Genomic DNA, 25,833 nt, shown 5'->3' with positions numbered 1-25,833 from the left:
GGCGTGTCCTCCCAAGGTTTCGGGATTGCGCACTCTTCGGTGCTTGACCCGATGTTTGATTTGAAGATACTCGTCTTGCAACCGGTTGCAAACCATTTCTCGGGGCAGCGATGACCGATATCGGAATAGGGATCATCGGGGGCGGATATATGGGCAAGGCCCATTCCGTCGCCTTCTCGGCTGTCGGCGCGGTCTTCGGCACCGCGCTGCGACCACGCCTTGAGATGATCGCGGCCTTGTCACCTGCTTCTGCCGAACGATATCGCAAGGCGTTTGGGTTCCGGCGCGCGGCAAAAGATTGGGCTGCGCTGGTCGCTGACCCGGCGGTCCAAGCGGTCGTGATCGCCTCGCCTCCCGATACACATCTCGATATCACGCGCGCCGCGGCTGCGCTCGGCAAGCCCGTGTTCTGCGAGAAACCGTTGGGGGCGTCCGTCGAAGATGCGCGCGCGATGACCGACGTTGTTGAAGCGGCGGGCGTGATAAACATGATTGGTTTCAATTATATACGCACTCCCGCGTCGCAATTCGCAAGACGGCTGGTGGCGGAAGGGGCTATCGGGGACGTGACGTGGTTCCGGGGTGAACACACCGAAGACTTCTACGCCAATCCGACCGCGCCGGCGTCCTGGCGGACAAGTGGCGACGGCAACGGGACAATGGGCGATCTGGCCCCGCACATGATCAATGCGGCGCTTGCCCTGATCGGACCCATCAACTCCGTCATGGCCGAGATCGAGACCGTGCACTCTGATCGCGACGGAGTTTCGGTCACAAATGACGATCAAGCGCAGATGATGTGTCGCTTTTCGAACGGTGCCATGGGGCATCTCTTTTTCAGCCGCATCGCGACGGGTCGGAAAATGGGGTACATCTACGAGATTACGGGCACCAAAGGTGCGATACGGTTCAACCAGGAAGACCAGAATGCGCTGTGGCTTTACAAGGCCGAGGGGCCGGAGGCCGAGCGCGGATTTCGGCAAATCCTGACAGGTCCGGCGCATCCCGATTATGAGCCATTCTGCCTCGGGCCGGGGCACGGAACGGGCTATCAGGATCAGATCATCATCGAGGCGCGGGATTTCCTTGAAGCCATCGACACGGGTCAATCGAAATGGCCCACGTTTCGGGACGGGCTGGCCGTGTCGGAGATCGTCGCAGCCGCCCGCGCCTCACAGGCGACAGGCCGCTGGGTCAGCGTTTGACGTCAACGGAGGAGATGGCGCGTGAGTATCAGAATTGGCAACGCCCCTTGTTCATGGGGCGTGGAATTCGCGGGTGATCCGCGCAATCCCCCGTGGCGTCAGGTGCTGAAGGAGAACGCGGAGGCGGGATACACGGGCATCGAACTTGGTCCGGTGGGCTTTATGCCAGAGGACCCGGTGCTGCTGGCCGAAGCGCTGGATGAGAATGGACTTGAACTGATCGGCGGTGTCGTGTTCCGGCCGTTTCATGATCCGGCGCAGTGGGACGATGTGCTGGATGGATCGGTCCGGACGTGCAAGGCGCTGGTCGCCCATGGGGCAGAACACCTTGTGCTTATCGACTCCATCTCGCCGCGCCGCGCGCCGTCCGCGGGGCGCTGGGACGAGGCCGAAAAGATGGGGGCCGCCGAGTGGTCGACCTATCGCGATCGCATCACCACTGTCGCGAAGATGGGGGCTGAAGAATACGGCCTCACTGTGGGTATCCATGCGCATGCCGCCGGGTTCATGGATTTCGAGCCAGAGCTTGAGCGGCTTCTTGATGAGGTGGATGAGAGCATTCTCAAGATCTGCTTCGACACCGGGCATCATTCCTATGCGGGGTACGATCCGGTCGCCTTCATGGAGCGGCACATGGACCGTATCAGCTATATGCATTTCAAGGACATCGATCCGGCTGTGAAAGCCGATGTGGTTGCCAAACGAACTGGATTCTACGACGCCTGCGGGCAGGGTATTTTCTGCAATCTTGGTGATGGAGATGTGGATTTCCCGCGCGTGCGCGAGATCCTGATAAAGGCGAATTTCAATGGCTGGTGCACGGTCGAGCAGGATTGCGATCCGACCTTGCCCGACACCGACCCGCTGGGCGACGCGAAGCTGAACCGCGCGTACCTGGCCTCTATCGGCTTTAACTGAGCGAAAGGACGGACCCATGACCAAACTCAGGTGGGGCATGATCGGTGGGGGTGAAGGCAGCCAGATCGGCCCGGCACACCGTTTGGGCGCCCAGGCCGACGGGCTTTTCTCGTTTGCGGCAGGCGCACTTGACGCCAATCCCGAAAAGGGCCGGGCCTATGCCCAATCTCTCGGCATCGCAAAGAACCGCGCGTATGGCGACTGGCAAGAGATGCTTGCCGGGGAGCAGGCGCGAGATGACCGCATTGATCTTGTCACCGTTGCCACGCCCAACAACTCGCATTTCGAGATCACCAAGGCGTTCCTTGAAGCCGGTTTCAATGTGCTCTGCGAGAAGCCGATGACCATGACGGTCGAGGAAGGCGAGGAGATTGTGCGCGTCGCACGCGCCTCCGGGAAAATCTGTGCAGTCAACTATTGCTACAGCGCCTATCCGATGGTGCGCCAGATGAAGGCGATGGTCGCGGCCGGAGAACTTGGGCGCATTCGGACCGTAGTGGCGAATTTCAGCCACGGGCATCACGCTGCAGGGGACGATGCTGAAAACCCGCGCGTGCGCTGGCGGTACGATCCTGCGCAGGCCGGCGTGTCCGGACAGATGGCCGATTGCGGGATTCATGCGCTGCATCTGGCGTCCTTCATCCTTGGCGACGAGGTGCGGGAACTGTCCGCTGATTTCGCCTCGACGGTTGCAGGCCGCGTCTTGGAAGACGACGCGATGGTCAATTTCCGAACCGAGCGTGGAACCGTTGGCCGTCTTTGGACATCGACCATTGCGCTTGGGCGTCAGCACGGTCTCGACATTCAGGTTTTCGGTGAGACAGGAGGGTTTCGCTGGGCGTCTGAACAACCGAACCAAGTCTACTATCACCGGTTGGGCCGGCGCGTGGAGATTATGGAGAAAGGCGAGGCTGGCCTGTCCGACGAAGCGTCACGGCTGAGCCGCGTGGCGATAGCCCACCCAGAGGGATTCCCACTCGCCGTCGCCAACATCTATGTCGATCTCGCCGCGCAGCTGAACAGCGGTGCGCCTGCCAATTTCCCGACTGCGGAAGATGGGTTGCGGTCGATGGCGGCGGTGCATGCGTCTGTGGCGTCAGCCGCTGAGCGCGGAGTCTGGGTGGATGCCCGTCCGCCGATGTTCCGTTGATCAGGGCAGCGGGCGCAGCGTGCCGCGTTCGATGATCTCGCACGCGAAAAGCCGCGCTTCGGGGAGCCGTTCGGGATCATCCAGCATCGCGACGACAAGTTCGATCGAGCTGTCGATGATCTGGCGGATCGGCTGGCGTATGGTCGTCAGATTGATGTTCTGCCATCCCGCCATCTTCATGTCGTTGAGCCCGATGACGCCGATATCTTTCGGCACGCTGAGACCTGCATCGGCAATCGCGCTGAGGGCGCCGATAGACAGGACGTCGTCGCCACAGAAATAGGCTTCTGCCCGATCTCCATCGAGCAGGTTGAGCATCTCAGCGCGACCTGCCTCAAAGGAATAGGCGGTGGCAAAGCTTTCGGTCGCCTCAGCAACAGTCTGGTCGTTCATCACATCCCAAAACCCCCGGCGTCGGTCGGCGGTCGAGGTGGCTTCCCAGGGACCGCCCAGAAAGCCAATCCGCTTGTAACCGCGTGCGAGAAGTGTGCGGGCCGCCATCCGTCCGCACTCGGCGTTGTCGATCCCGACCACATGCACGCGGGGCGCGCTGGCGAAGCGTCCGAAGGAATGAACAACCGGAATACGCGCTTCCTGGAAGGCGACGGAAAACTCGGGTGACAGGGTCGAGGACGCCACGACAACGCCGTCGACCGAGTACTGCCGGAGCAGTTTCAGCGAATTGTCCGGATCGGTTTCGTCGGTCAGGTTCACCAGCAAGGGACGCAGGCCGCGTTCCTGCAGGCTTCGGGTGAAAAGGTCGAAAACCTCGAGGAACATCGGATTGTAAAAGTTGTTGGAAATCAGCCCGATCAGTTTGGTCCGACCCGTGGTCAGAGACGAGGCAAGCGCGTTCGGGCGGTAGCCCAATTCTGCTGCGGCGCGTTCGACCTTCCTCCGCGTCTTCTGCGAGACGGAGGCGCCTTCGGTGAATGTGCGCGATACCGCCGATGTCGATACACCGGCATGAGCCGCGACCTCCTTGAGTGTTACGGGCATGACGTTCCTTTCCGATACTGGATTTAAGGTAGTCTCACCGTTGGTTGAAGTCATTTTTGCAACCGGTTGCATTTTTTGCGCCTGTATGCTTCTCTCAAGCTACGAGGGCGTAAGCCTTCAGGGAGAAAAACAGAGGTCAGGGAGGACCCCATGAAACAGATGATTGCGTCGCTCGCCATTGGCGCAGCGATTATTTCCGCCCCGGTTGCGGCGACTGCGGCTGGTCACGAAGAACTCAACTACGTACTGGTGAGCCACGCGCCTGACAGCGACACGTGGTGGAACACCATCAAGAACGGCATCGCTCTGGCCGGTGAGCAAGTGGGGGTGAATGTCGAGTATCGTAACCCGCCCACCGGCGATATTGCCGACATGGCGCGCATCATCGAGCAGGCGACTGCCTCTGCCCCCGATGGGATTATCACGACGCTCGCGGATTTCGACGTTCTTCAGGGTCCGATCTCGAACGCTGTCGATCAGGGGATCGATGTCATCATCATGAACACCGGCACGCCCGAGCAGGCGCGTGAGGTTGGCGCGTTGATGTATGTCGGGCAACCCGAATATGACGCGGGTCTCGCGGCGGGAATGCGGGCCAAGGGCGAAGGTGTGACGAATTTCCTTTGCGTGAACCACGCCATCCAACAGCCCACAGTGGGTGAGCGCTGCCGCGGTTATGCCGACGGTCTGGGCATCGAACTGGGCAACGCGATGATGGACTCGGGTACCGACCCATCGGAAATCAAGAACAAGGTGATGGCCTATCTGTCGGCCAATCCCGACGTGGATGGCATTCTGACCTTGGGTCCGGTTTCGGCTGACCCCACCATCGCAGCCCTCGACGAGATGGGCTTGTCGGGCGAAATCCACTTCGGCACGTTCGACCTTGGTGAAGAGATCGTAAAAGCCATCAAGAGTGGCACCATCAACTGGGGCATCGACCAGCAGCCGTTCCTGCAAGCTTATCTGCCGGTTGTCGTTCTGGCCAACTGGGACCGCTACGGCGTTCTGCCCGGAAACAACATCAACTCGGGTCCGGGCTTCGTGACCGCTGACGGGCTTGAAAAGGTGGAAGAGTTCGCGGGCGAGTACCGCTGATCCGCACATGAGGCGGCCGCCTTCGGGCGGCCGTTGTCCTTTTGGCTTGGGGAGGGGAAGATGGCTGACACGGCCACGACAGACGAACGCGTAAAGGAAATGTCGCGTCTGCGACTTTCACTCATGAGGCCGGAACTGGGCGGCATGGTTGGAACCGTCGCCGTTTTCGTGTTTTTCCTGCTCTTTGCGTACGACAGTGGCATGTTCGCCGCGCAGGGCATCATGAACTGGTCGATTGTCTCGGCGCAATTCATGATCATCGCGGTCGGCGCGTGCCTTTTGATGATCGCGGGCGAGTTTGATTTGTCCGTCGGGTCAATGATCGGGTTTGCCGGTATGATGATCGCGGTGTTCGGCATCGTGCTTGATCTGCCGATGTGGATCGCCATCCTGATCACCTTTGTGATCTGCGTATCGCTTGGCGCGCTCAACGGGTTCATCGTTATCCGCACCGGGCTTCCGAGCTTTATCGTCACGCTTGCTTTCCTGTTCATCCTGCGCGGGTTCACGATCTACATTCCTCAGACCGTCGAAAACAAAACCATCATCGGTGGTATCCGCGACGCGGCGGAAGGCGACTGGCTTGCACCGGTGTTCGGCGGGAAGATCTTTACCGGGTTCTTCCAATGGCTCGGTGATATCGGTGTCGTCGGCGTCTTCGAGCGGGGTTCGCGGGAAGGTCAGCCGGTGGTCGATGGATTGCCGATGCTGATCGTCTGGGCCTTGCTGCTGGTGGCCTTTGGGCACATCCTTCTGACGAGAACGCGCTTTGGGAACTGGGTCTTTGCGGCGGGCGGAGATGCCGAGGCCGCGCGAAACTCGGGCGTTCCGGTGAACCGGGTCAAGGTTCTGATGTTCATGTTCACGGCCTTCTGCGCCACGGTGTTCGCGACGTGCCAGGTGATGGAGTTCGGGTCCGCCGGAGCCGATCGTGGGTTGCTCAAGGAATTCGAGGCAATAATTGCCGTGGTCATTGGCGGAGCGCTTCTGACCGGCGGCTATGGGTCCGTCATCGGCGCAGCGCTTGGGGCGCTCATCTTTGGCGTGGTGCAACAGGGTTTGTTCTTCGCTGGTGTCGAAAGCTCGCTTTTCCGCGTCTTCCTTGGTATCATTCTGCTCGGTGCGGTGGTGCTGAACACCTACATCCGCCGCATGATCACGGGGGAGCGGTGAGATGAACGCACGGTCCGAACACGCCCCGATCGTCGAGATGCGGAACATCGAAAAGCACTTTGGCCCGGTGATCGCGCTGGCTGGTGTGTCGGTCGATGTCTATCCCGGCGAATGCCATTGCCTTCTTGGCGATAACGGTGCGGGCAAATCCACCTTCATCAAGACGATGTCCGGCGTACACAAACCGACCAAGGGCGAGATCCTTTTCGAAGGCAAGCCGATGAACTTTGCCACGCCGCGCGACGCGATGGATGCCGGAATCGCAACGGTGCACCAGCACCTCGCCATGATCCCGCTGATGTCGGTCAGCCGGAATTTCTTCATGGGCAACGAGCCGGTCAAGAAGATCGCCGGTATTCCGTTCTTCGACCGGGACCTGGCCGACCGGACAACCATGGAAGAGATGCGCAAGATGGGGATCAACCTGCGTGGTCCCGATCAAGCGGTTGGGACCTTATCCGGTGGCGAGCGTCAGACGGTTGCGATTTCGCGCGCGGTCCATTTCGGGGCAAAGGTCTTGATCCTTGACGAGCCGACATCAGCCTTGGGCGTGCGCCAGACCTCCAACGTCCTTGCCACCATCGACAAGGTCCGCAAACAGGGTGTTGCGGTGGTCTTCATCACCCATAACGTGCGCCACGCGCTTGCTGTGGGCGACAGGTTCACCGTGCTCAATCGCGGCCAGACCCTCGGTACGGCGCAGCGGGGTCAGATCACACCGGACGAGTTGCAGGATATGATGGCGGGCGGTCAGGAACTAGCACAGCTTGACGATGCGCTTGGCGGCACGGTCTGAGCAGGGCCCATGCCCGACACCGGCAAGCCCCGAAAACGGCATCCGGCGCTGAACCTGCGGGTATCGTTCTTTCTCCCGATGTGGCGTCGGATCGCGACCGTTGCGGTGATCACGCTTTGGTGCGTGATCGAGATCCTCTATGGCAATCCATGGTGGGCGCTTTTGGCCGCCGGGATCGGTGTCTATGCTGGATACGTGCTGTTTTTTGATTTCGACATAGAGGGTGAAGGGGCGAGCGATGAATGACCTGAAGCGGCGACCGTCAGGAAAGATCGGCAAGGTGCATGACATTACCCCCGAAAGCGCGGGCTGGGGATATGTCGGCTTTGGGCTGTACCACCTCCGACCTGGCGACACAGCGACAGAGGCGACGGGTGACCGTGAAGCCATTCTGGTGCTGGTTGAGGGCACGGCGCAGGTCTCTGCGGCAGGTCAAGAATTCGGTGTCATGGGCGAAAGACTTTCGGTGTTCGAAAAGCTGCCACCGCATGCACTTTACGTGCCCGGGTCAAGCGAATGGACGGCCACCGCAAAGACGGATGTGACCTTTGCGGTCTGCACCGCTCCGGCAATTGCCGAGCACGCGGTGCAGCGGCTTGGCCCGGACGGGATTGCGCTGACCCCGCGCGGCAAGGGCACGAACACCCGCTACATCAACAATATCGCAATGGAGGACCGCGACGTCGCGTCGAGCCTTCTGGTGACAGAGGTTTTCACTCCCGCAGGCCATTGGTCGTCGTTCCCAAGCCACCGCCACGACGAAGACGACTTTCCCCGCATGACCTATCTGGAAGAGACCTATTATCACCGGCTCGACCCGTCACAGGGGTTTGGCATCCAGCGCGTCTACACCGACGATCGGTCACTGGATGAGACGCTGGCGGTTGAAGATGGAGACGTTGTGCTGGTCCCGAAAGGTCACCACCCTTGCGGCGCGCCTTATGGCTACGATATGTACTACCTCAACGTCATGGCAGGCCCGCTGCGCAAATGGCGCTTCCAGAACGACCCTGACCACAACTGGATCGCAGAGCGCGATGCGGGGTAAAGGTACTCAAGTGAATACACTTTTATAGGGATTTGACCTAGAGGGCCTCATCCCAATATTCCTGCCTTGGACGGCTGCGCCAAGCGGCTATCAAGAAGATCGCCGGTTTCTTCCGCAATTGGGTACGCCACATAGGTGAGTTCAGCGTTTATCTGCTTTAACAGGCGAAGCGTTTCCTGATGAATATTCGTCGTTTCAATACTCGCCGCTTCGCCTGCTTGTAGGCGCTTCAGATGGCGTTCTTGCAGCCTTTGCTCTTCAAAACGAACACGATCTTTTTCTGCCACCAATTGGCGTGCGGCCTCGGCGTCTCCAGTGGTCAAAACACTCAGGGCGAGTTGGCCGTTGGTGACTACCTGGTCGTGGAAATCCTCTAGGTCGGACAACCCTTCGTTCGAAAAAGTCACGCCGGTGTTATGCATTCTTTCTGCCAATGTCAGAATGTTGACAGCAATCCGGTCTGCAGCCTCCTCGAGATTGTTGGCCATGGCCACCGTTTCGAGTGTTTTCTTGTCTTGTGCTGGCCGCAGGTCGGTTTCGCGTAGACGTGAAACGTATATTTTGGTCTCGAAATGCATCCGATCCACGTCGTCTTCGCGCATTCTGATAACGCGCGCCATGTCAGGATCCCATTGACGGAAGAGCTGCATCACGGGCACCAGCATGGCCTGTACAGTCTCGGCCATGAGAAGCAATTCGCGTTGAGTGCAAGCGAGTGCCAAAGGCGCGTGATCCAATGCCTTTGGGTCAAGCGCAGTCATGGTGTTCTGTGTAGGATCGGGACGCTTGGGCACCGCGCTTTCGCACAACCGCGCAATAACTTTCACGAACGGAAGTGCGATCAGAAGCAGCGCGGTGTTGATGACGACGTGCAGTGTGATGACTTGCTGGCTTGCCGACGGACCCAAGATCGTGAGGTCAAGAAGGTTGGCGAAAAGCATTCCCAAAAACATTAGTGTGATGGTTCCGCGCGCAATGAGGTTTCCAAGAGCCAGCAGTTTTGCAGGCCGCGTACTTGACCAAAGAAGACTGAGTGGTATGAGCGCGCCACCCAAGTTGGCTCCTATGACCAATGCGGCACCAACGGGTGCGGTGATCAAACCGGTAGATACGAATGTCGCGTAGGTCAGGACAGCCGCAAGACTTGAGTGCATTGCCCAAGCCAGAACTGTCCCCAAGACAAACGCGCTCAGGAGATCTGCCTCGAAGTACATCGCGACGGATTGGACGATCACGTTGTCGCTGATCGGCGCAGTTGCCGTGCGGATCATCCCAAGCGAAGTGAATACCAGGGCGAACCCGATCACGATGCGTCCAATCTGTTTTGTCCGCCGTGTACTTGCCTTCAAAAAGGTGACAACTCCGATAATCATTGCGAACGGGATGACCGCTTGCACCGGGAGCAATAAGATCTGGGCCAAAAGTGCCGACCCGAGATCGGCGCCAAGCAGAAGAGCTAGGGCAGAGTGTGGTGCCAGCAGGCCTGATACCGCAAAGCCTGCGCCAATCAGGGCGACGGCGGTTGAGCTTTGCATCAACATGGCCGCCAGCCCGCCACCAGCGGCTGCGGTGACGCGGTGTCCCGAGATGTTTTTCAAGCCGCGCTTTAATTCGCTCATGAAAGCGCGCTCCACCCCGGTACGGATCAATCTGACCGACCACAATAGTAGCGCCACGCCCGCCGCCAATTCTGCTGCAAGCATGATCATTCGCCGAAGATTCCACGTCGAATTGCTGCGGGAGTTGTGGGCAAAAAGAGCACCTCAAGTTCCACTTCTCATAAAAGGTCACCATCAAAACGATGTGTATGCAACAAAATATTTGCATTAATTTTTGAAACACCACAAATTCCCACCAGGGGAGGGGTCGCGTGCAAGACCGATCGATGCTCAATATTGCAGCGCGGAAGGTGGGCAAAAAGCTCAAGAAGCAGGAACGCCGTCGGCAAATTCTGTTAGAGCTGAAACTTCGCCCTCACGTGCGGATCAGTACCTTGGCTGAACGGTTCGACGTGTCGCCAGAAACATTACGGCGTGATCTGGATGCCTTGGCAGCGGAGAATTTGATTGATCGCGCCCACGGCGGGGCTTCGGCTCCTTCTCAGGGTCTTTATCCGCCTCTGAACGAACGCATTGCTGGCCGCGTCCACGAACGAGAACGCATCGCCGCGGTTGCTGCTCAATCCGTTCACGATGGCGAAACGGTTATGATCGATTCCGGTTCAACGACCATCGAGTTGGCCAAGGCGCTCGCGTTTCGAAGCGTCACCTGTACGGTGATCACCAACTCTCTTCCTGTTGCGATGACGCTTGGTCACGGTGCGGCAGACGTGATGCTATGTCCGGGAGAGTATCAATCCGCGGAAAGCGCTGTGATCGGGACCGAAACTCTCGAATTTCTGAGAAATTACCATGTTGATCGTTGCATGATCGGCGCGTCCGCTCTGTCTGAAGAGGGGATTTCGGAGACAGTACGGGGATTTGCAGCGGTCAAGCGGGAGATGTTGCGAAGGGCGGCGACATGCGCGCTTTTGATCGACTCAGAGAAATTTGGCATCACCGGGCTTGCATCGGCCGGAAAGTTGGATGAACTGGATGTGCTTTTTACGGACGCTCGCCCGAGAACCGGCTTGCTGGCGGCACTTAGGGCCGCGCAAGTGGACATTGTCGTGGCCGAAGCCGCGTCGTAGTCTGCAAAAAACCAAAAACAAATCATGGGAGGAAATAATGAAATTGAATATGAAGCTGCTTCTGGGCGCATCGGCTTTTGTGTTGATGTCACTTGGTTCAACAGCCTCCGCGCAAGACTGCCCGCGCGGTGATCTGGACGAACGGTTTTGCGATGTAGATGGTGATCTGGTCGCTGACATCCCGACCGATCCGAGCGAACTGGTCGATCCCGACACGCTGGTCTTTGCCTATACACCGGTTGAGGATCCGGCAGTCTATGCTGCGGCATGGTCGGACTTCATCGATCACCTTTCGGAAGTCACTGGAAAAGACGTCGTCTTCTTCCCGGTCCAGAACAACGCCGCCCAGATCGAGGCGATGCGCTCGGGCCGCCTGCACGTGGCGGGTTTCAACACCGGATCCAATCCGTTGGCGGTGAACTGCGCGGGTTTCCGTCCGTTTGCATTGATGGCAGCAACCGACGGTAGCTTTGGCTACGAGATGGAAATCATCACCTATCCCGGCTCCGGCATTGAAAAGGTCGAGGATATCAAGGGCGGCCAGTTGGCGTTCACCTCGCCCACCTCAAATTCGGGTTTCAAGGCGCCGTCCGCGATTCTCATGGCCGAGTACGACATGGTCGCCGACCGCGATTTCGAACCTGTCTTCTCGGGCAAGCACGACAATTCGATCCTGGGCGTGGCCAACAAGGACTACCCGGCGGCGTCTATCGCGAATTCCGTTCTGCACCGCATGACCGAACGCGAGGTTGTGAGCGAAGACCAGATCGTGTCGATCTACAAGTCGCAGACATTCCCGACGACAGGCTACGGCACGGCGCACAACCTGACGCCGGAGCTGCAGGAGCAAATCCGCGATGCGTTCATCAACTTTGAGTGGGAAGGCACTTCGCTGGAGGAAGAATTCTCGAAGTCCAACGAAGGTCAGTTCCTTCCGATGAACTACAAGGAATTCTGGGCGGTGATCCGCCAGATCGACGAAGCCAACGGTGTCAGCTACGCCTGCGAGTGATCGCCTTTTCTTGAATCGGCAGGTCCGAACTTCGGACCTGTCGCCAACCCTCGCGAGGGGATGTTTATGCTGCGCCTGAAAAAGCTGGTCAAAACCTACAAGACAGGTGACCAGGCCCTGAAATCCATCGACCTTGACGTGCCGAAAGGGCAGGTCCTTGCCCTGATCGGGCCGTCCGGGGCCGGCAAGTCGACGATGATTCGTTGTATCAACCGGCTGGTGGAACCAACGAGCGGTGAAATCCTGCTGGACGATGTCGACCTGTCGAAACTGGGATCGGGTGCGTTGCGCAAGGCGCGGCGCGAGATGGGGATGATTTTCCAGGAATACGCGCTGGTCGAACGCCTGACGGTGATGGAAAACGTGTTGTCCGGGCGGCTCGGCTATGTCGGGTTCTGGCGTAGCTTCCTGCGAAAGTACCCGCAATCCGACGTGGACGAAGCGTTCCGATTGCTGGATCGCGTCGGGCTTTTGCACATGGCTGACAAGCGTGCCGACGAATTGTCCGGCGGTCAGCGCCAGCGCGTCGGCATCTGCCGCGCGTTGATCCAGAACCCCAAACTACTGCTTGTGGACGAGCCCACCGCATCGCTCGATCCCAAGACGAGCCGCCAGATCATGCGCCTTATCACAGAGCTGTGCCAGGAGCGCGGGCTGGCTGCGATCATCAACATTCATGACGTGGCGCTGGCGCAGATGTTCGTGCCGCGCGTCGTCGGGCTGCGCTTCGGAGAGATCGTCTATGATGGTCTGCCCACGGGTCTGACCCCCGACAAGCTGACCGAGATCTACGGTGAGGAAGATTGGGAAGCGACCATCGAAAAGGTGGACGACGAAGACGAGATCGAGGCCGCGGAATGAGCCATCGCGAACTGGACGACATGCTGGGCACCAAATGGCGCAAGCCCAGATTTGTCCCGAACCCGTATCTGCGATGGACCCTGACCGTCGGTTTCATCGCCTACCTGATCGCCGCGTACATGACGATCGACGTGAATTGGGCGCGCGTCTACGAAGGCCTGGACCGAGGCGCACAGTTCGTTCTGGCGTTCACCAAACCCGATTTCGTGTCTCGGGCCGGTGACATCTGGAGTGGGCTATTGGAAAGCGTCGTCATGACGGTGGCCGCGTCTGTTGTCGGTATTCTCATCTCTATCCCCATCGGCCTTGGCGCCGCCCGCAACATCGCGCCCATGCCGATCTACCTGATCTGCCGTGGCATTGTGGCCATCAGCCGCGCACTTCAGGAAATCATCGTCGCAATCCTTTTGGTGGCGATCTTTGGCTTTGGTCCACTGGCCGGGTTCCTGACGCTGTCCTTCGCAACGATCGGTTTCCTGTCCAAGCTGCTCGCCGAAGACATCGAGTCGATGGACAAGGTGCAGGCCGAAGCGATCCGCGCCTCTGGTGCACGGTGGATGCAGTGGATCAATTACGGCGTTCAACCGCAGGTTATGCCACGTCTTGTCGGGCTTTCCATGTACCGGATCGATATCAACTTTCGCGAAAGCGCGATCCTCGGTCTTGTCGGCGCAGGCGGGATCGGGGCGACGCTCAACACTGCCTTTGACCGCTACGAGTACGATACGGCCGCGGCCATCCTGCTTTTGATCATCGGGATCGTCATGGCGCTTGAATATCTGTCGGGCATCATCCGTGCGAGGGTGCAGTAATGCCGGTACTCGAACGGAATGGCGGCCATGAGTGGCGCCGCCGCACGACCGGCGAGAGCCTGATCCGCTGGTTTGGTTGGCTGATCGGTGTCGCCGTTTTCGTGGTGTGCTGGCAACGGATATCCGAGGCGACAACCTGGTTCTTTGTGTGGGATGCACCACGCATCGCAGATGATATCTGGTCCCGCGCGACCCCGCCGCGATGGGAATACATCACACAACTCGGTCGTCCGATCTGGGACACGATAAACATCGCGACACTTGGCACAATCATCGCGCTGTTTTTGGCGGTGCCGGTCTCCTTTCTTGCGGCGCGCAACACCACGCCCTCGGCACTCTTCATCCGGCCCATCGCGCTTTTGATTATCGTTTCGACGCGCTCGATCAATTCTCTGATCTGGGCGCTTCTGCTGATTGCGATCATTGGACCGGGCGTTTTCGCGGGTGTCATCGCCATCGCAATCCGGTCCATCGGATTTTGCGCGAAACTCCTCTACGAGGCCATCGAGGAAATTGACCAGAGCCAGGTGGAAGCGATCACCGCCACCGGCGCGTCGCGCTGGCAAGTTATGGCCTACGGAATTGTCCCTCAGATCATGCCGGCATTCGCGGGCATCGCCGTCTTCCGCTGGGACATCAACATCCGCGAGTCCACCGTCCTTGGACTTGTCGGCGCAGGCGGCATCGGCCTGCAACTGTCCGCATCTTTGAACGTCTTGGCCTGGCCCCAGGTCAGCCTGATCCTGCTCGTGATCCTGGCCGCCGTCGTCATAAGCGAATGGGTTTCGGCCAAGGTTCGGGGGGCGATCATTTGATCTCCATGACGGTTGACCGGGCGTTCGCAGAGTACGAGGCCGTTCGTCATGTGCTGCCAGCCGCGGATACCACGAGCCGGGATACCGTTTACCTCGAAGATCTTTCCGATCTGTTCGACCAGTTTGATGTGTTCCTGTTGGACGCTTTTGGCGTGCTGAACATCGGGGAAGAAGCCATACCCGGAGTTCAGAAAAGGGTGGCTGATCTCGTCTCGGCAGGCAAACGTGCAATGATCGTCTCGAATGCGGCAAGCGTCCCATTGGCGTCACTGGTCAAAAAGTACCGGCGGCTTGGATATGATTTCGAACCGGAAGACATTGTCACCAGCCGACAAACGCTTGCGATTGCGTTGAAGTCCATGAATGATCGCCTTTGGGGCGTCATGGGTGGTGATCTTGACGGGCTCAACGATCTTGGTGTTTCGCGCACGGCCTCGCTACTGGACGACCCTGATGCGTACTATAACGCTGACGGGTTTCTGCTTATCGGCAGCGGGAGCTGGACGGAAGACCGACAACGCCGACTGGAGCAGTCCCTCGCATCGCGGCCAAGAACCATACTCGTCGGCAACCCGGACATCGTGGCGCCACGCAACGAAGGCTTTTCTGTAGAACCCGGCTATTTCGCACATCAGCTGTCAAAAAAAACTTCTGCGGTGCCGCATTTCTTTGGAAAGCCATTTCCAAACATTTACGAACTTGTCTTCGAGAGGTTGGGACAGGTCGATCGATCTAGGGTCGTAATGGTTGGAGATAGTCTGCACACGGACATTTTGGGTGCGCATATTGCCGGGGTTTCATCGGCCCTGGTCGCTGGATACGGATTCTTTGCGAATAGCGACGTCTCAAAAGCCATTGCACGATCGGGAATAACCCCGAATTTCGTTTTGGCACGTCCCTGAATTAGTCCGACAACCAACTGACACTTGATGTGCGTCAACCTATTTCCCGCGTCCGGGGTGTAGGCTTTGCAGGCGTCAATTGCGCGGTTTTCTGGAATAGGTGGGTTAGGGGCATGACGTTCTCGCAAGTCGTTTTGCATGGGTTTGGAGGACCGGAGGAGTTGTCGATCCGGACGCTCGACGCGCTTCCTGAACCGGGTGATGGAGAGGTGCGTGTTCGCGTTCTTGTCACGAGCGCAGCCTTTACCGACGTCATGATCCGCAAGGGGATGTATCCCGATGTGAAGGAGAAGCCGCCGTTTGTGCCGGGATACGATCTGGTGGGCGTCGTGGACAAGCTGGGTGCAGGCGTGTCCGGTTTTCAAACAGGTGACCGGGTTGCCGATCTGACCACGATTGGGGCGTATTCCGAATACATCTGTCTGCCGTCCGATCGTCTGACCCGCGTGCCAGAGCATGTATCCGACGAAGATGCCTTGGCGATGGTCCTGTCGGCCGTGACGCCCTATCAGATGCTTCACCGTGTGGCGCGGGTTTCGGCGGGGCAGAGCATCTTGATCCACGGTGCGGGCGGGGCCGTTGGCACAGCGATGCTGCAACTGGCGCGGGACGCGGGGATCCGGGCCTTTGGCACCGACATCGCGGAGAAGCACGACCTGATCGTCTCATTCGGTGGTATCCCGATCGACGCCGATGCGGCAGATTTGGACGACAGGTTGAAGGCCGCCGTGGGCGAGGGTGTCGACGCGGCATTCGACGCGCTCGGAGGCGACAGTTTCCCGCGGTCCTTGCACGCGTTGAAGCCCGGCGGGATGCTCGTGGCCTTTGGATTCACGAATGAGGTTTTGGGCCATGGCGGGTCGATCCCGTTGGATTTCGTGAAGCTGAAGCTCTGGGACTGGTTGCCCAACGGTCATGGTACGGCCTTTTATTCGATTGGCTCCATGCGGCGTCGGCATCCTGATTGGTTCAAGGATGACCTCGCGAAACTGTTCGCAATGCTGGCCGAAGGGCGGCTGACACCAGCTGTGGCCGAGGTCTTACCCCTGTCCGAGGTGCGGCGCGCGCATGAACGGCTCGAGGCGGGCGAGGTGCCGGGGAAGCTGGTTCTTCGGGTATCGCACCCATGAAAAAGTCTTTGCTCGGTAACATCATGGCGATCGCGGCGGTTTTGGTCATCGGGTCGGTGACGCACGCCGCGACGCTGGTCACAGATGTGACTCTGGTTGATGTCGAAACCGGTGAATTGGTGAACGGCCAATCGCTGCTCATTCGCGACGGCCAAATCGCTGAGATTGCCACCCAGATCGACGCAGAGGGGGTCGATGTGCTCGACGGGGCAGGCGGGTATCTCATTCCGGGCCTGTGGGATTCCCACGTCCACATCTTCTCGACCCCGACAGAACCGGACACGGCCCTGCCGCTCTACCTGATTAACGGCGTCACAGGCATTCGCGACATGGGCGGGCTCTGGCCGTTTGAAGAACAAAGAGCGCTGCAGTCGCGCATCGAAGCGGGCGAGATAATCGGGCCTCGGTTGATCCTGTCGGGGGCCTGGGTCGATGCAAGCCCGGGCTCATGGCCCGGTATGTTCCTCGCCGATACGCCAGATGACGCACAAGCGATCGTGGATCAGATCTCCTCCGAAGGGTGGGCCGCCGTCAAATCGTATTCAATGCTCAATGAACGCACCTATCTGGCGTTGGCCGAGGCGGCCGCTGCGAAAGGTCTTCCGCTTGTTGGCCATATCCCCGAGCGTGTCGCGCTGGGCACAGCTATTATGGCCGGGCAGGACGGAATGGAACACTTTGGTCGCATTCCGATGGCCTGTTCGACCGAAGAGGCAGGGATGCTCGACGCGCTACGGTACGCAATGTCCGAAGGTGCGGATGTATCACGCGTTTTCAGTATTATGGCAGAGCGCAACGGTATCATCCTGCGGACCTGGGACAGCGCCCTGTGTTCCGACATTCTAGGTCAGATGACCGACGCACGGCTTCACGTCAGTCCGACACTGGTTGTGGCCGATTTTTACCTGGGCAACTGGCCTGCACCCGACGCAGAGCGGATGCGTATGCTCCCTTCATCCGTACTGGAGGCATGGGGTAAACCCGACTTTCGCTTGGAGGCTATGACGGACGAACTGCGGGCCTTGGCCGAAGACAGCGTGGCGCTCGACCGGCATGTCTTTGGCATGGCCCATGCTGCGGGTGTCCCGATCCTCGCGTCTTCGGACGCGTCTTTTGCGAACCCGTATCTGTTCCATGGCTTCTCACTTCTTGATGAATTGGAGATTTACGTGTCGGCTGGCCTGACCCCTCGCGAGGCGCTCTTTACCGCGACGGTTGCCCCGCCGCGCTTTTTCGAGCTTGACGATCAGGACGGCCGCATCACACCGGGACGCCGTGCCGATCTTGTCCTTCTTGATGCCAACCCGCTCGATGGGCTAGCCACACTGCGCAGCCCGCGCGCGGTGATTGTGGGCGGAAAGGTCCTCGACCGGGCGATGCTGGAAGACATGCGACGTCGGCTTCTGCTAGCGGACTGAGCGGATCGGTGCAAAAAGCTCATGGGGCTGCGGCTCATGATGGCCCCGGTTTACGCAATGGCGGCAATTGCTCTCGTCGTTCTCTTTGCTTGTGTGACGCGTGGCAGCCGGGCCTTAGGCGGGTTCGGATGTAGCGTGCCGGATGGGTCGCTGACCCGTTTCTGGCTCTTTGGCGTGTTGCCCGTCGCCCTTGCAGACGGCCCCGACCACCACAGATCCGCGTTTGGCCGTCTGGTCACTGAGGCGGAGTCCTGGGAACCGGCCAGCCTGTTTCCCGGCGAGACCGTCAGTTGGGATGCGGTAGACGATAACACCGCACGCGCGACGGTGCGGTATGGCGCGTTCCGCCAGAGCGTCGACGTTGAGGTCAAGGCATTCTGTCATCCTACGAAGGCGGTCATCCTGCGTCGGAGCAACAAAAACTCCGAGAAGGTCTTCCGGGACAAACCCTTCGGAGGCACGCGCTCAGAGTGCCGGGAGTTCGAGGGCTGCAAACTCCCGAATTACGTCGAAGGCGGCGACCACTTTGGTATCCCGGACGACTTCCCCTTCTTCAAAGCCGAAGTGGCACGATTTGACGCGCGATGATCGCGAACGTTTGCGGTTCCGCGCGTGTGTTGTGCGAAACGTGTAGAGCTAAGTCATTCCTCCGAATTTCGGCAGAAGTCACATGCCTCTGATCTGTGTGACGATGCTTGCCAATGTGAGACCAGACGCCGAGCGCTTTTTTGGACGTTTAGCATGGATAAAGGCGCTGGCCTGCCGGTAGAGGCATATCGTGAACTTGACCGTCGCTCCCCGTTCCGAGCCTGCACGCAACTCGGTCGGATCTCGCAAGAAACGAGTGCCATCTTCGACTGGATAACGATCAATTAGGTCGACCTCGCAAGGCGGTCGCGTAGAGCGGAGGCTCCATTTGTTCAGCCGGTACTTCAAGGACAATACGCGCCGGATGTGCGCGAATGCGATGTGCGTCGGTGGGCTGCCCATTGCGGCGTGGCCTATGGACCGCCGCGCCTATCGGCGGTGCGCCCAAATGCGATAGCCGCACCGTGCTGTTGAGTCGAAGATCACATGATGCGGGAAGTTTTGATCAAAAGGGTGTTTGGAGCAGTTCTCGTCCGCCGAATTGACATGAACCTAGGTGATCCGGCGACCCTCACCCAGCCCTGTGAGATCAGAAACCCCAGACCGTCGAAGCTTCGACCGTCGATTCAGCTTTCACGAACCATAAAACAGCGATCAGCAAAGCTCTTGCAGACGCGACCTCCGGTGTGTCGAGACCTATCTGCGAAACGGGAAAGATGTTCTGCGAAATCGACCGACAGGTGTTGCCTTCCGACCATCCAAGACCAACTGTATGACCGGTTTGGATAGCGCCCATGACGCGCGGGTGTGCGTGTCGCTCGTGGCGCTATGCCAAAGCGGTCGCCTGAAGAAGAAAGCCCAAATTATCACACCGCACCCGACGGCCTCTGCGCATCCCGGATGAGGGCGGCGAGGCGGTAGAAGCCGTGGACCATTTTGGAATAGGGCGTTGTGACGAAGAACGCGAGGACGGTGCCCAGATGGATCGCCAGCAAGGGTGCCACCCAGCTGGTTCCGGTGGCGGCATAAAGCGCGAGGCCGGTCGCGCCCGTGGCGCCGAGCAGGAGAACGAAGGCCATTTCGCCGCCCCAGACTGATGCCGCGCCCAGGTCCGGATCGGCCTTGGTTTTCAGCCAGACGAGATACGTCGCGCCGATGGTCAGAAGTATGCCACCCGGAACGCCCAAGAGCTTTGGCAGGCTGAAGAGGCTGTAGGGGGCCTCCATTCCGAACCCGTAATGCAGCACGGTGCCGCTTGAGGTGGACGCGAAGCAAAGCAGAAACCCGTACATGACCGCGTGATGGGCGTGCCGACGCGCTTGCGAATAGCGGTCGCCGTCTTCGAAATTGCACCCGTTTGCGGCACCGCCGGACAAATTCTTCAAACGGGCGGCATCCTGAAACGCGCTTTTGAGATGCGCGAACGTAATCGGCCTGCCGTCCACGTCGCGCCAATAGCGGTGCAGACCGATCCCGACCGCGACGAGCGGGAGCAAAAACGCGGGCGTGAAAATGGCGACCATCGCGCCGTGTGAGAGATACGCATAGAAGCCCTCACCAGCCTCTGGCGTCAACGCGGTCAGCGCGAAAAAGAGCAGGGCAATGCCAACGACAAGCGCCCCCGCCAGCGCGACGCCGCTTTCCTGAAACAGACGCGCGAACCCCTTCGGCCACGCGTATCGTTCCCAGCTTTCGACGCGCACCTCTGCCAGTGCTGCGGGCAGGTTCAAGGCGAATTCATGCGGTTCCGTGTATTGGCAGGCGTAGTAGCAGCCACGGCAGTTGTGGCACAGGTTGGCGAGTTGCGTGATGTCGCCGTCGCTGAAGGCGCGTTGGCTGAACGCCGATGGAAAGACCGCGCAGTAGCCTTCGCAATAACGGCAGGCGTTGCAGATTTCGACCTGGCGGCGTGCCTCGTCCACCGGCGTGAGTGCGGGTGTGGTATCAAGCGACATGTTTCGCGGCCTCCTGTCCGGCGATGCGTCCAAAGACGGTTCCGATGGTCATGCCGAACCCGGCAAGGTAGCCTTCACCCAAGATCGAACCGGCCATGATCTCGCCCGCCGCCCAGATATTGGCGAAGCGTCCGGTCGGGCCTGACACGCGCGCGGTATCGTCCACCTTGAGGCCAAGATAGGTGAAGGTCACACCGGGACGCAGGGAGTAGCCATAGTAGGGCGGTGTATCGATGGGACGGGCCCAGTTCGTCTTTTCGGGTGTGAGACCGTTGGTCGACAGACCGTCCAGTTCGGTCGGCATGAAGGTGCCGTTCTGGCAGGCCTCATTGAATGCAGTGACCGTCTCGCGCAGCTTCGTGCCCGGGAGACCCAGTTTCTGTGCCAGCCCGTCCAGCGTGTCGGCGGTCTCGGGTGGAAAAACGGATGGCATGAAGTTGTTGATGCTCTTGCTGTCGATGATCGAATATGCCACTTGATCGGGCTGTGCCGCGACGAGGCGACCCCAAATGGCGTAGCGTTTCGGCCAGACGTCCTCGCCTTCGTCATAGAATCTCTCGCCGTCCTTGTTCACCACGACCGAGAACGGGACACAGTCGAGGCGGGTTACGATGCCGCCGTCGAACTTTGCGGCGCGTCCGTCGATGGCGACGGCGTGGCACTGGGTCGGGTCACCGACACTGTCCGCGCCTTGGTCGAGCATGTCGCGTAGAACTACGCCGCGATTGTAAGGGGTGCCCCGGATGAGAAAGTTGCGGGCGGCGGGACCCCAAGCGTCGGCCAACCAGTCAAGGTCTGCCTGAAACCCGCCAGAGGCCAGCACCAGCGCGCGGCCCTCGATACGAGTTTCCGACCCGCCGATCAGGACGTCGAGACCTTGAAACCGACCTTCCTCGACGACGACATGTTTCACTTCGGCCTCGTAGGCGACGGTCACGCCAAGGTCCTGCGCGGTGTTGTAATACGCGTTGACCAGAGCCTTGCCGCCCCCAAGGAAAAAGGCGTTTGTCCGGCTCAGGGACAACGTGCCGGACAGGGATTTCTGAAATGCAACGCCATGGGCTTCCATCCAGGGCAGACACTCTTCCGAGGTGCGGATCGTCATTCGTGCGAGATGTTCGTCCGTCTTGCCCTTAGTGACCCGGATCAGATCGTCAAAATATTCGTCTTCTTCGTAAGAGCCGGTTAAGACCGACAGTGGACCACGGTGCATGCAGCGGAAGTTCCGAGTGTGACGCGAATTGCCGCCACGGTAGGGTTTTGGTGCACTTTCGAGGATCAGAACGCGCGCGCCGGTTTCCGCGGCTTCAATCGCTGCGCAAAGACCTGCATTGCCGCCGCCCACAACGATCACGTCCCATCGGGTCTTGTCGAGCTGGGTCATGCGACGTCGCCTCCACGCAGTTTTCGAAGGCGTGCACGATGGGCCGCTTCGATATGGGTCTTCATGGCCGCTTCGGCGTGATCGCCGTTATGCGCGCGCAGTGCGTCGATAATCGCGGCGTGTTCCTGCAACGCTCCGGTCACGCGTTCGGCTTCTACGAGCGTCGAGGGCCCGAGTATGAGGAGCGTTTTCTGAATGGACTTCATGGCGCGGATCAGAAATTTGTTTCGCGCGGCGTTCAGCAAGACGGTGTGGAACCGGGCGTTCAGCGTGAAGAGGCGCTCTACGTCCTCAGGTGATTGCGCCATCGCGTCATTGATTGCGGCCAATTCATCGGTTTCGCTGTCATAGGCCGCGCGTGCCGCGAAACGGGCAGCCGTGCCCTCCAGAACTGCGCGCATCTCGTACAGCTCCGTAATTTCAGCGTAATCCAACGATCGGACCGTCGCGCCGACGCGCGGTTTGTGCGTCACAAGGCCATCGGCCTCCAACAGACGGATTGCTTCGCGGATCGGGGTTCTGCTGATGCCGAAACGCGACGCGAGATCGGTCTCGGTGAGGCGGTCGCCAGGTTGCAGACTGCCCAATCTGATCTCCGACAGAAGCCGCGCGTACGCGTCCTGACCTTGGCTGGCGTCATGTGATTTTGGATCAGGCATATCCGGCGGCGTGATTGTGGCTTCCCAAATTGGATACACTTGGATACAACCGGATGCAATAGGATCACCTCTTGATGCTGCATTCATTGTCTTCATCCGCGCGGGACCGCATCCTGACTGTGTGTCTTGCGATTGCAGGAACCGGAGCTTTCTGGGCAACCGGATTGCCACTGCCGTTTCTGTTCGGCCCGATGCTGGCGTGTCTGATCGCGGCCCTTGCCGGGGCGCGCCTGCGTGGCATGGGGCAAATCTCCGTCGCGGCGCGGACGATCCTCGGTGTCGCCGTTGGCGCGTCTATCACACCGGACTTGCTGGCTCGGTTGCCGCAGCTGGCCTACTCGGTGGCATTGATCCCGTTCTACATTGTCATCATCGGATTGATCGGCGTGCCGTTCTTCCGCCGGGTGTACAAATTCGACTGGGCAACAAGCTGGTACGCCGCGATGCCTGGCGGTTTGCAGGACATGGTGATCTTCGGCCAGGAAGCGGGCGGCGACGTGCGTGCCTTGTCACTGATCCACGCCACGCGGGTGTTGATCATCGTGACCGTGGCTCCGATCATCCTGACCGCCGGTTTCGGCGTGTCGCTGGACAACCCCATTGGCGCACCGGTGGTTACCTTGCCCATGGGCGAACTGGCCTTGATGGTTCTTGCCGCCCTTGTCGGTTGGAAAGGCGGAGAGAAGATCGGCCTCTTCGGGGCGTCGATCCTCGGTCCGATGATTGTCACGGCTATTCTGTCCCTGTCAGGTCTGATCCACGTGCGCCCGCCGTCCGAGGCCATTCTTGTCGCACAGTTCTTCATCGGTATGGGCATTGGTGTCGGCTATGTCGGCGTCACGTTGCTCGAGCTGCGCCGCGACGTTGCAGCGGGTGTGATTTTTGTCCTTCTTCTGGCGGCGCTGGCAGCCGGATTTACCGAGATCGCCTATGTTCTGGGTCTGGCGCCCCCGGTCGAAAGCTTTCTTGCCTTTGCACCGGGCGGGCAGGCCGAGATGACGGTTTTGGCGATTGTGGCCGGGGCCGACCTTGGGTTTGTCATTGTGCACCATTTGACCCGGATCGTCGTCGTCATCGCCGGGGCGCCGATTGCAGCAAGGCTACTTGGAGTCAACGAGCGCGCCGCGAAGGACCGTGGTGACACGTAGCCATGCGGTGTTCAGGTCTTGGTGGCGGCGTGGGCAAGCGGCAGACGCAGCACGACGGTCAACCCCTGACCGTCTGTCTGCAGGTCCAGAGAGCCGTCGTGCCGAAGCGCCACTGCATGTGCGATCGACAAGCCAAGACCGCTGCCATCGCTTGGCCCGGCTTGCCCGAACCGTGCGAGCGCTGTGCTGACGTCAGATGCGGCAAGACCCTTGCCGTTATCTTGTACGGTAATCTCCAGGTGATCTCCCTTTGATGCCAACGAGACCGCGATACGGGTCAGCTCGGGTCCCCCGTGTTGTACGGCATTGTCGATCAGGTTGGCCAACGCTTCTCCCAGCATCACCCGGTCCGCGACGACCGTGGCAGCGCTGTCTGGTACGCGGGACACCAGTTCGACGCCGCGCGTTTCCACCAGACTTTGAAAGGCCTTCACCGTTTCCGTGACAAGCTCGGTCACGTCGACCTCCGATTGCAGGGCCTGTGGCGGTGCCGCCTGTACGCGTTCGAGGGTGAGAAGCTTGTTGGCCAAAGCACTGGCACGCCGGGCGGCCTCGAGCACTTCGGTTGATCGCTCGCGCGCCGCCGCGTCGGTGGGCGCGCTGTGAACCGCCTCGGCCATGGCAAGCACTCCTGCGATGGGGTTGCGCAGTTGGTGTGCGGCGTTCGAGATCAGCGTGGATTGAGTCTCCATCGCCTGTTCGACCTGCCGGAACAGCGAATTCAGCCGTGTGACAAGGCCCACCGTTTCCGGCGGGACAGCGCGCTTGATCGGACGCAGGTCGTCCGAGCTGCGCCGCGATATGGCATCCTCCAATGCCAGAAGCGGGCGCAATCCGAGGCTGACCCCGAACCACACGACAAGCGCGACCGATCCGATCAGGACCGCGATCACCGTAAAGGTGCGCAGAACAAGATCGCTGACGAACGCATTGCGCACTGCAACGTCCTGCCAGACGGTATAGGTGAAAAGGCCGCTCACGCCGTCGATAGTCGTCTCGGACCGATACCGAAGCACGCGGACTTCGCGGCTGTGGTACCGACCGTCGTAATAGATCACCTCCGCCTCGGGCGCATAGGTGCCAGAGCTTGGAACCGGTGGTGTCGCGTAGCCCAGCACGTAGATGCCGTCAGGGGCGTAGACGTGGTAGAACACCGGGCCTCCGGAGGTGTCGGCCAGAATGTCAGATGTCTCCAGCGAGATCGCGTTGCCATTCGTGCGCTCCACATCCGCCGAGATGGCGAGCGCTGCGGACAAAAGGCTGCGGTCGAACAGATCCGCGGCGGTCGCCCGGGCGTTGCTGACCTGCCAGAACCCCACCGCGGTACCGATGGCGAGAAGCGGCAGAAGAATGATCAGCGTCAGCCGAAGGCGGAGCGACAGCGTCACGACGCGGCCTCCGGGGCGATGGCGTAGCCCAATCCGCGCTGGACATTGATGCGGACACCGTAGGGCTTCAGACGTTTGCGCAGGCGCGACAGGTGCGCTTCGATCGCAGCTTCTTCGATATCGCTTCCGGTGCCGTAAGTGTGCTCCAGCAATTGCGCCTTAGGGACCGTGCGCCCCTCGGCCGTGATGAGCGCTTCAAGCAGACTGACCTCGCGTCGGGGCAGGGACAGCGGCGCGCCATCGACCAGCACCTGACGCGCATCGAGGTCAAGCGTCAGGCGGCCAAAGGTCAGTTCCTTCCGAAAGGGTTGCGGGCTGCGACGCGACAGGGCGCGCACGCGGGCCTCAAGCTCTGCCATCTCGAACGGCTTGACCAGATAGTCGTCCGCCCCGGCATCCAGTCCGCGCACCCGGTCCACCGTGTCGGACCGTGCTGTCAGCAGCAAAACCGGCCGTGTATCGCCCCGGTCACGCATCCCGCGAAGCACGTCCAGCCCGTCCATTCCCGGCAGGTTGATGTCGAGGATCACCAGATCCGCCGGTTCGTCGCGCAGAAAATCTGACGCCTGCAACCCGTCGTCGAGCATATCCACCGCATGGCCCGCGTCCTGCAACCGGTAGGCGATGCCTTTGGCAAGACTGGCGTTGTCCTCCACCAAAACGATGCGCATTTGCGTGTTCCACT

The 25,833-nt window shown here is 59.9% G+C and carries 25 protein-coding genes; 18 read left to right on the top strand and 7 right to left on the bottom strand.

The window, feature by feature from the left end:
- The first annotated feature begins 110 nt into the window (after nt 1-110).
- Genes BUA42_RS08455 through BUA42_RS08445 form a run of 3 tightly spaced genes read left to right on the top strand, consistent with a single transcriptional unit; the run spans nt 111 to nt 3,273 of the window.
- Nucleotides 111-1,205 (top strand): Gfo/Idh/MocA family protein, encoded by a 1,095-nt coding sequence (locus tag BUA42_RS08455; RefSeq protein ID WP_072777249.1) that lies wholly within the window; start codon nt 111-113, stop codon nt 1,203-1,205.
- A 21-nt stretch (nt 1,206-1,226) separates the two neighbouring features.
- Nucleotides 1,227-2,123 carry a TIM barrel protein gene (locus tag BUA42_RS08450; protein WP_072777248.1) on the top strand — a complete coding sequence of 299 codons (897 nt, stop codon included), beginning with the start codon at nt 1,227-1,229 and terminating at the stop codon, nt 2,121-2,123.
- Nucleotides 2,124-2,139: 16 nt separating this feature from the next.
- Nucleotides 2,140-3,273, top strand: coding sequence for a Gfo/Idh/MocA family protein (locus tag BUA42_RS08445; protein WP_072777247.1), 1,134 nt, complete (start codon nt 2,140-2,142; stop codon nt 3,271-3,273).
- Here BUA42_RS08445 and BUA42_RS08440 read toward each other — a convergent pair whose 3' ends face one another.
- Entirely contained in the window at nt 3,274-4,272 is a 999-nt protein-coding gene (locus BUA42_RS08440) for a LacI family DNA-binding transcriptional regulator (RefSeq protein WP_072777246.1), read from the bottom strand.
- Between the two features lie 150 nt (nt 4,273-4,422).
- On the opposite strand from BUA42_RS08440, the gene BUA42_RS08435 reads away from it, so the two are divergent.
- The 5 genes from BUA42_RS08435 to iolB are packed head-to-tail and all read left to right on the top strand — an operon-like array spanning nt 4,423 to nt 8,387.
- Entirely contained in the window at nt 4,423-5,370 is a 948-nt protein-coding gene (locus BUA42_RS08435; RefSeq protein WP_072777245.1) for a sugar ABC transporter substrate-binding protein, read from the top strand.
- A gap of 60 nt (nt 5,371-5,430) precedes the next feature.
- Entirely contained in the window at nt 5,431-6,543 is a 1,113-nt protein-coding gene (locus tag BUA42_RS08430) for an ABC transporter permease (protein ID WP_072777244.1), read from the top strand.
- 1 nt (nt 6,544) lies between these two features.
- Entirely contained in the window at nt 6,545-7,339 is a 795-nt protein-coding gene (locus BUA42_RS08425) for an ATP-binding cassette domain-containing protein (protein ID WP_072777243.1), read from the top strand.
- A gap of 9 nt (nt 7,340-7,348) precedes the next feature.
- Nucleotides 7,349-7,585 carry a hypothetical protein gene (locus BUA42_RS08420; protein ID WP_072777242.1) on the top strand — a complete coding sequence of 79 codons (237 nt, stop codon included), beginning with the start codon at nt 7,349-7,351 and terminating at the stop codon, nt 7,583-7,585.
- The gene (iolB, locus tag BUA42_RS08415) at nt 7,578-8,387 is read left to right on the top strand and encodes a 5-deoxy-glucuronate isomerase (protein WP_072777241.1); all 810 of its coding nucleotides are present in this window, start codon (nt 7,578-7,580) and stop codon (nt 8,385-8,387) included. Before BUA42_RS08420 ends, iolB begins: the two co-directional genes overlap by 8 nt.
- A gap of 47 nt (nt 8,388-8,434) precedes the next feature.
- Here the strand turns inward: iolB and BUA42_RS08410 are convergent, their stop codons facing one another.
- Nucleotides 8,435-10,096: a Na/Pi cotransporter family protein gene (locus tag BUA42_RS08410; RefSeq protein ID WP_072777240.1), complete on the bottom strand. Its 1,662-nt coding sequence runs from the start codon at nt 10,094-10,096 to the stop codon at nt 8,435-8,437.
- A gap of 161 nt (nt 10,097-10,257) precedes the next feature.
- Between BUA42_RS08410 and BUA42_RS08405 the strand changes: the two genes are divergently transcribed.
- The 9 genes from BUA42_RS08405 to BUA42_RS08365 all read left to right on the top strand — a co-directional run bounded on the left by BUA42_RS08405 (nt 10,258) and on the right by BUA42_RS08365 (nt 18,614).
- The gene (locus tag BUA42_RS08405; RefSeq protein WP_245818976.1) at nt 10,258-11,076 is read left to right on the top strand and encodes a DeoR/GlpR family DNA-binding transcription regulator; all 819 of its coding nucleotides are present in this window, start codon (nt 10,258-10,260) and stop codon (nt 11,074-11,076) included.
- 37 nt (nt 11,077-11,113) lie between these two features.
- Nucleotides 11,114-12,088: a phosphate/phosphite/phosphonate ABC transporter substrate-binding protein gene (gene phnD / locus BUA42_RS08400; RefSeq protein ID WP_072777238.1), complete on the top strand. Its 975-nt coding sequence runs from the start codon at nt 11,114-11,116 to the stop codon at nt 12,086-12,088.
- A gap of 66 nt (nt 12,089-12,154) precedes the next feature.
- The gene (gene phnC, locus BUA42_RS08395) at nt 12,155-12,949 is read left to right on the top strand and encodes a phosphonate ABC transporter ATP-binding protein (RefSeq protein ID WP_072777237.1); all 795 of its coding nucleotides are present in this window, start codon (nt 12,155-12,157) and stop codon (nt 12,947-12,949) included.
- Nucleotides 12,946-13,761 carry a phosphonate ABC transporter, permease protein PhnE gene (phnE, locus tag BUA42_RS08390; protein WP_072777236.1) on the top strand — a complete coding sequence of 272 codons (816 nt, stop codon included), beginning with the start codon at nt 12,946-12,948 and terminating at the stop codon, nt 13,759-13,761. The genes phnC and phnE (BUA42_RS08390) overlap by 4 nt, the downstream gene beginning before the upstream one ends.
- Nucleotides 13,761-14,576, top strand: coding sequence for a phosphonate ABC transporter, permease protein PhnE (phnE, locus tag BUA42_RS08385; RefSeq protein ID WP_072777235.1), 816 nt, complete (start codon nt 13,761-13,763; stop codon nt 14,574-14,576). The genes phnE (BUA42_RS08390) and phnE (BUA42_RS08385) overlap by 1 nt, the downstream gene beginning before the upstream one ends.
- A gap of 5 nt (nt 14,577-14,581) precedes the next feature.
- Nucleotides 14,582-15,478, top strand: coding sequence for an HAD-IIA family hydrolase (locus tag BUA42_RS08380; protein ID WP_143152646.1), 897 nt, complete (start codon nt 14,582-14,584; stop codon nt 15,476-15,478).
- A 113-nt stretch (nt 15,479-15,591) separates the two neighbouring features.
- On the top strand, nt 15,592-16,608 hold the full coding sequence (locus BUA42_RS08375; protein ID WP_072777233.1) for a medium chain dehydrogenase/reductase family protein: 1,017 nt from the start codon (nt 15,592-15,594) through the stop codon (nt 16,606-16,608).
- Nucleotides 16,605-18,026, top strand: coding sequence for an amidohydrolase family protein (locus tag BUA42_RS08370; protein ID WP_072777232.1), 1,422 nt, complete (start codon nt 16,605-16,607; stop codon nt 18,024-18,026). The genes BUA42_RS08375 and BUA42_RS08370 overlap by 4 nt, the downstream gene beginning before the upstream one ends.
- A 21-nt stretch (nt 18,027-18,047) precedes the next feature.
- Complete coding sequence (locus tag BUA42_RS08365) at nt 18,048-18,614, top strand: DUF6544 family protein (protein ID WP_072777231.1); 567 nt, start codon at nt 18,048-18,050, stop codon at nt 18,612-18,614.
- An 866-nt stretch (nt 18,615-19,480) separates the two neighbouring features.
- Here BUA42_RS08365 and tcuB read toward each other — a convergent pair.
- From tcuB to BUA42_RS08345, 3 genes are read right to left on the bottom strand one after another with little or no spacing between them, the layout of a single operon-like run.
- Complete coding sequence (gene tcuB, locus BUA42_RS08355) at nt 19,481-20,569, bottom strand: tricarballylate utilization 4Fe-4S protein TcuB (protein ID WP_072777229.1); 1,089 nt, start codon at nt 20,567-20,569, stop codon at nt 19,481-19,483.
- Complete coding sequence (gene tcuA, locus BUA42_RS08350) at nt 20,559-21,953, bottom strand: FAD-dependent tricarballylate dehydrogenase TcuA (protein ID WP_072777228.1); 1,395 nt, start codon at nt 21,951-21,953, stop codon at nt 20,559-20,561. The genes tcuB and tcuA overlap by 11 nt, the downstream gene beginning before the upstream one ends.
- Nucleotides 21,950-22,612: a GntR family transcriptional regulator gene (locus BUA42_RS08345; RefSeq protein ID WP_072777227.1), complete on the bottom strand. Its 663-nt coding sequence runs from the start codon at nt 22,610-22,612 to the stop codon at nt 21,950-21,952. The genes tcuA and BUA42_RS08345 overlap by 4 nt, the downstream gene beginning before the upstream one ends.
- 74 nt (nt 22,613-22,686) lie before the next feature.
- Here BUA42_RS08345 and BUA42_RS08340 point away from each other — a divergent pair, with 74 nt between their 5' ends.
- Nucleotides 22,687-23,760, top strand: coding sequence for an AbrB family transcriptional regulator (locus BUA42_RS08340; protein WP_072777226.1), 1,074 nt, complete (start codon nt 22,687-22,689; stop codon nt 23,758-23,760).
- Nucleotides 23,761-23,771: 11 nt separating this feature from the next.
- On the opposite strand, the gene BUA42_RS08335 is transcribed toward BUA42_RS08340, so the two are convergent.
- Both BUA42_RS08335 and BUA42_RS08330 read right to left on the bottom strand, forming a co-directional pair.
- On the bottom strand, nt 23,772-25,148 hold the full coding sequence (locus BUA42_RS08335; protein WP_084066163.1) for a sensor histidine kinase: 1,377 nt from the start codon (nt 25,146-25,148) through the stop codon (nt 23,772-23,774).
- Nucleotides 25,145-25,819, bottom strand: a complete 675-nt coding sequence (locus BUA42_RS08330; protein ID WP_072777224.1) for a response regulator transcription factor — start codon at nt 25,817-25,819, stop codon at nt 25,145-25,147. The genes BUA42_RS08335 and BUA42_RS08330 overlap by 4 nt, the downstream gene beginning before the upstream one ends.
- Nucleotides 25,820-25,833 lie beyond the last annotated feature (14 nt).

It is taken from the genome of Marivita hallyeonensis (genome assembly GCF_900129875.1).
Lineage (GTDB): Bacteria > Pseudomonadota > Alphaproteobacteria > Rhodobacterales > Rhodobacteraceae > Marivita > Marivita hallyeonensis.
This window is presented reverse-complemented; position numbering and strand designations above follow the sequence as displayed.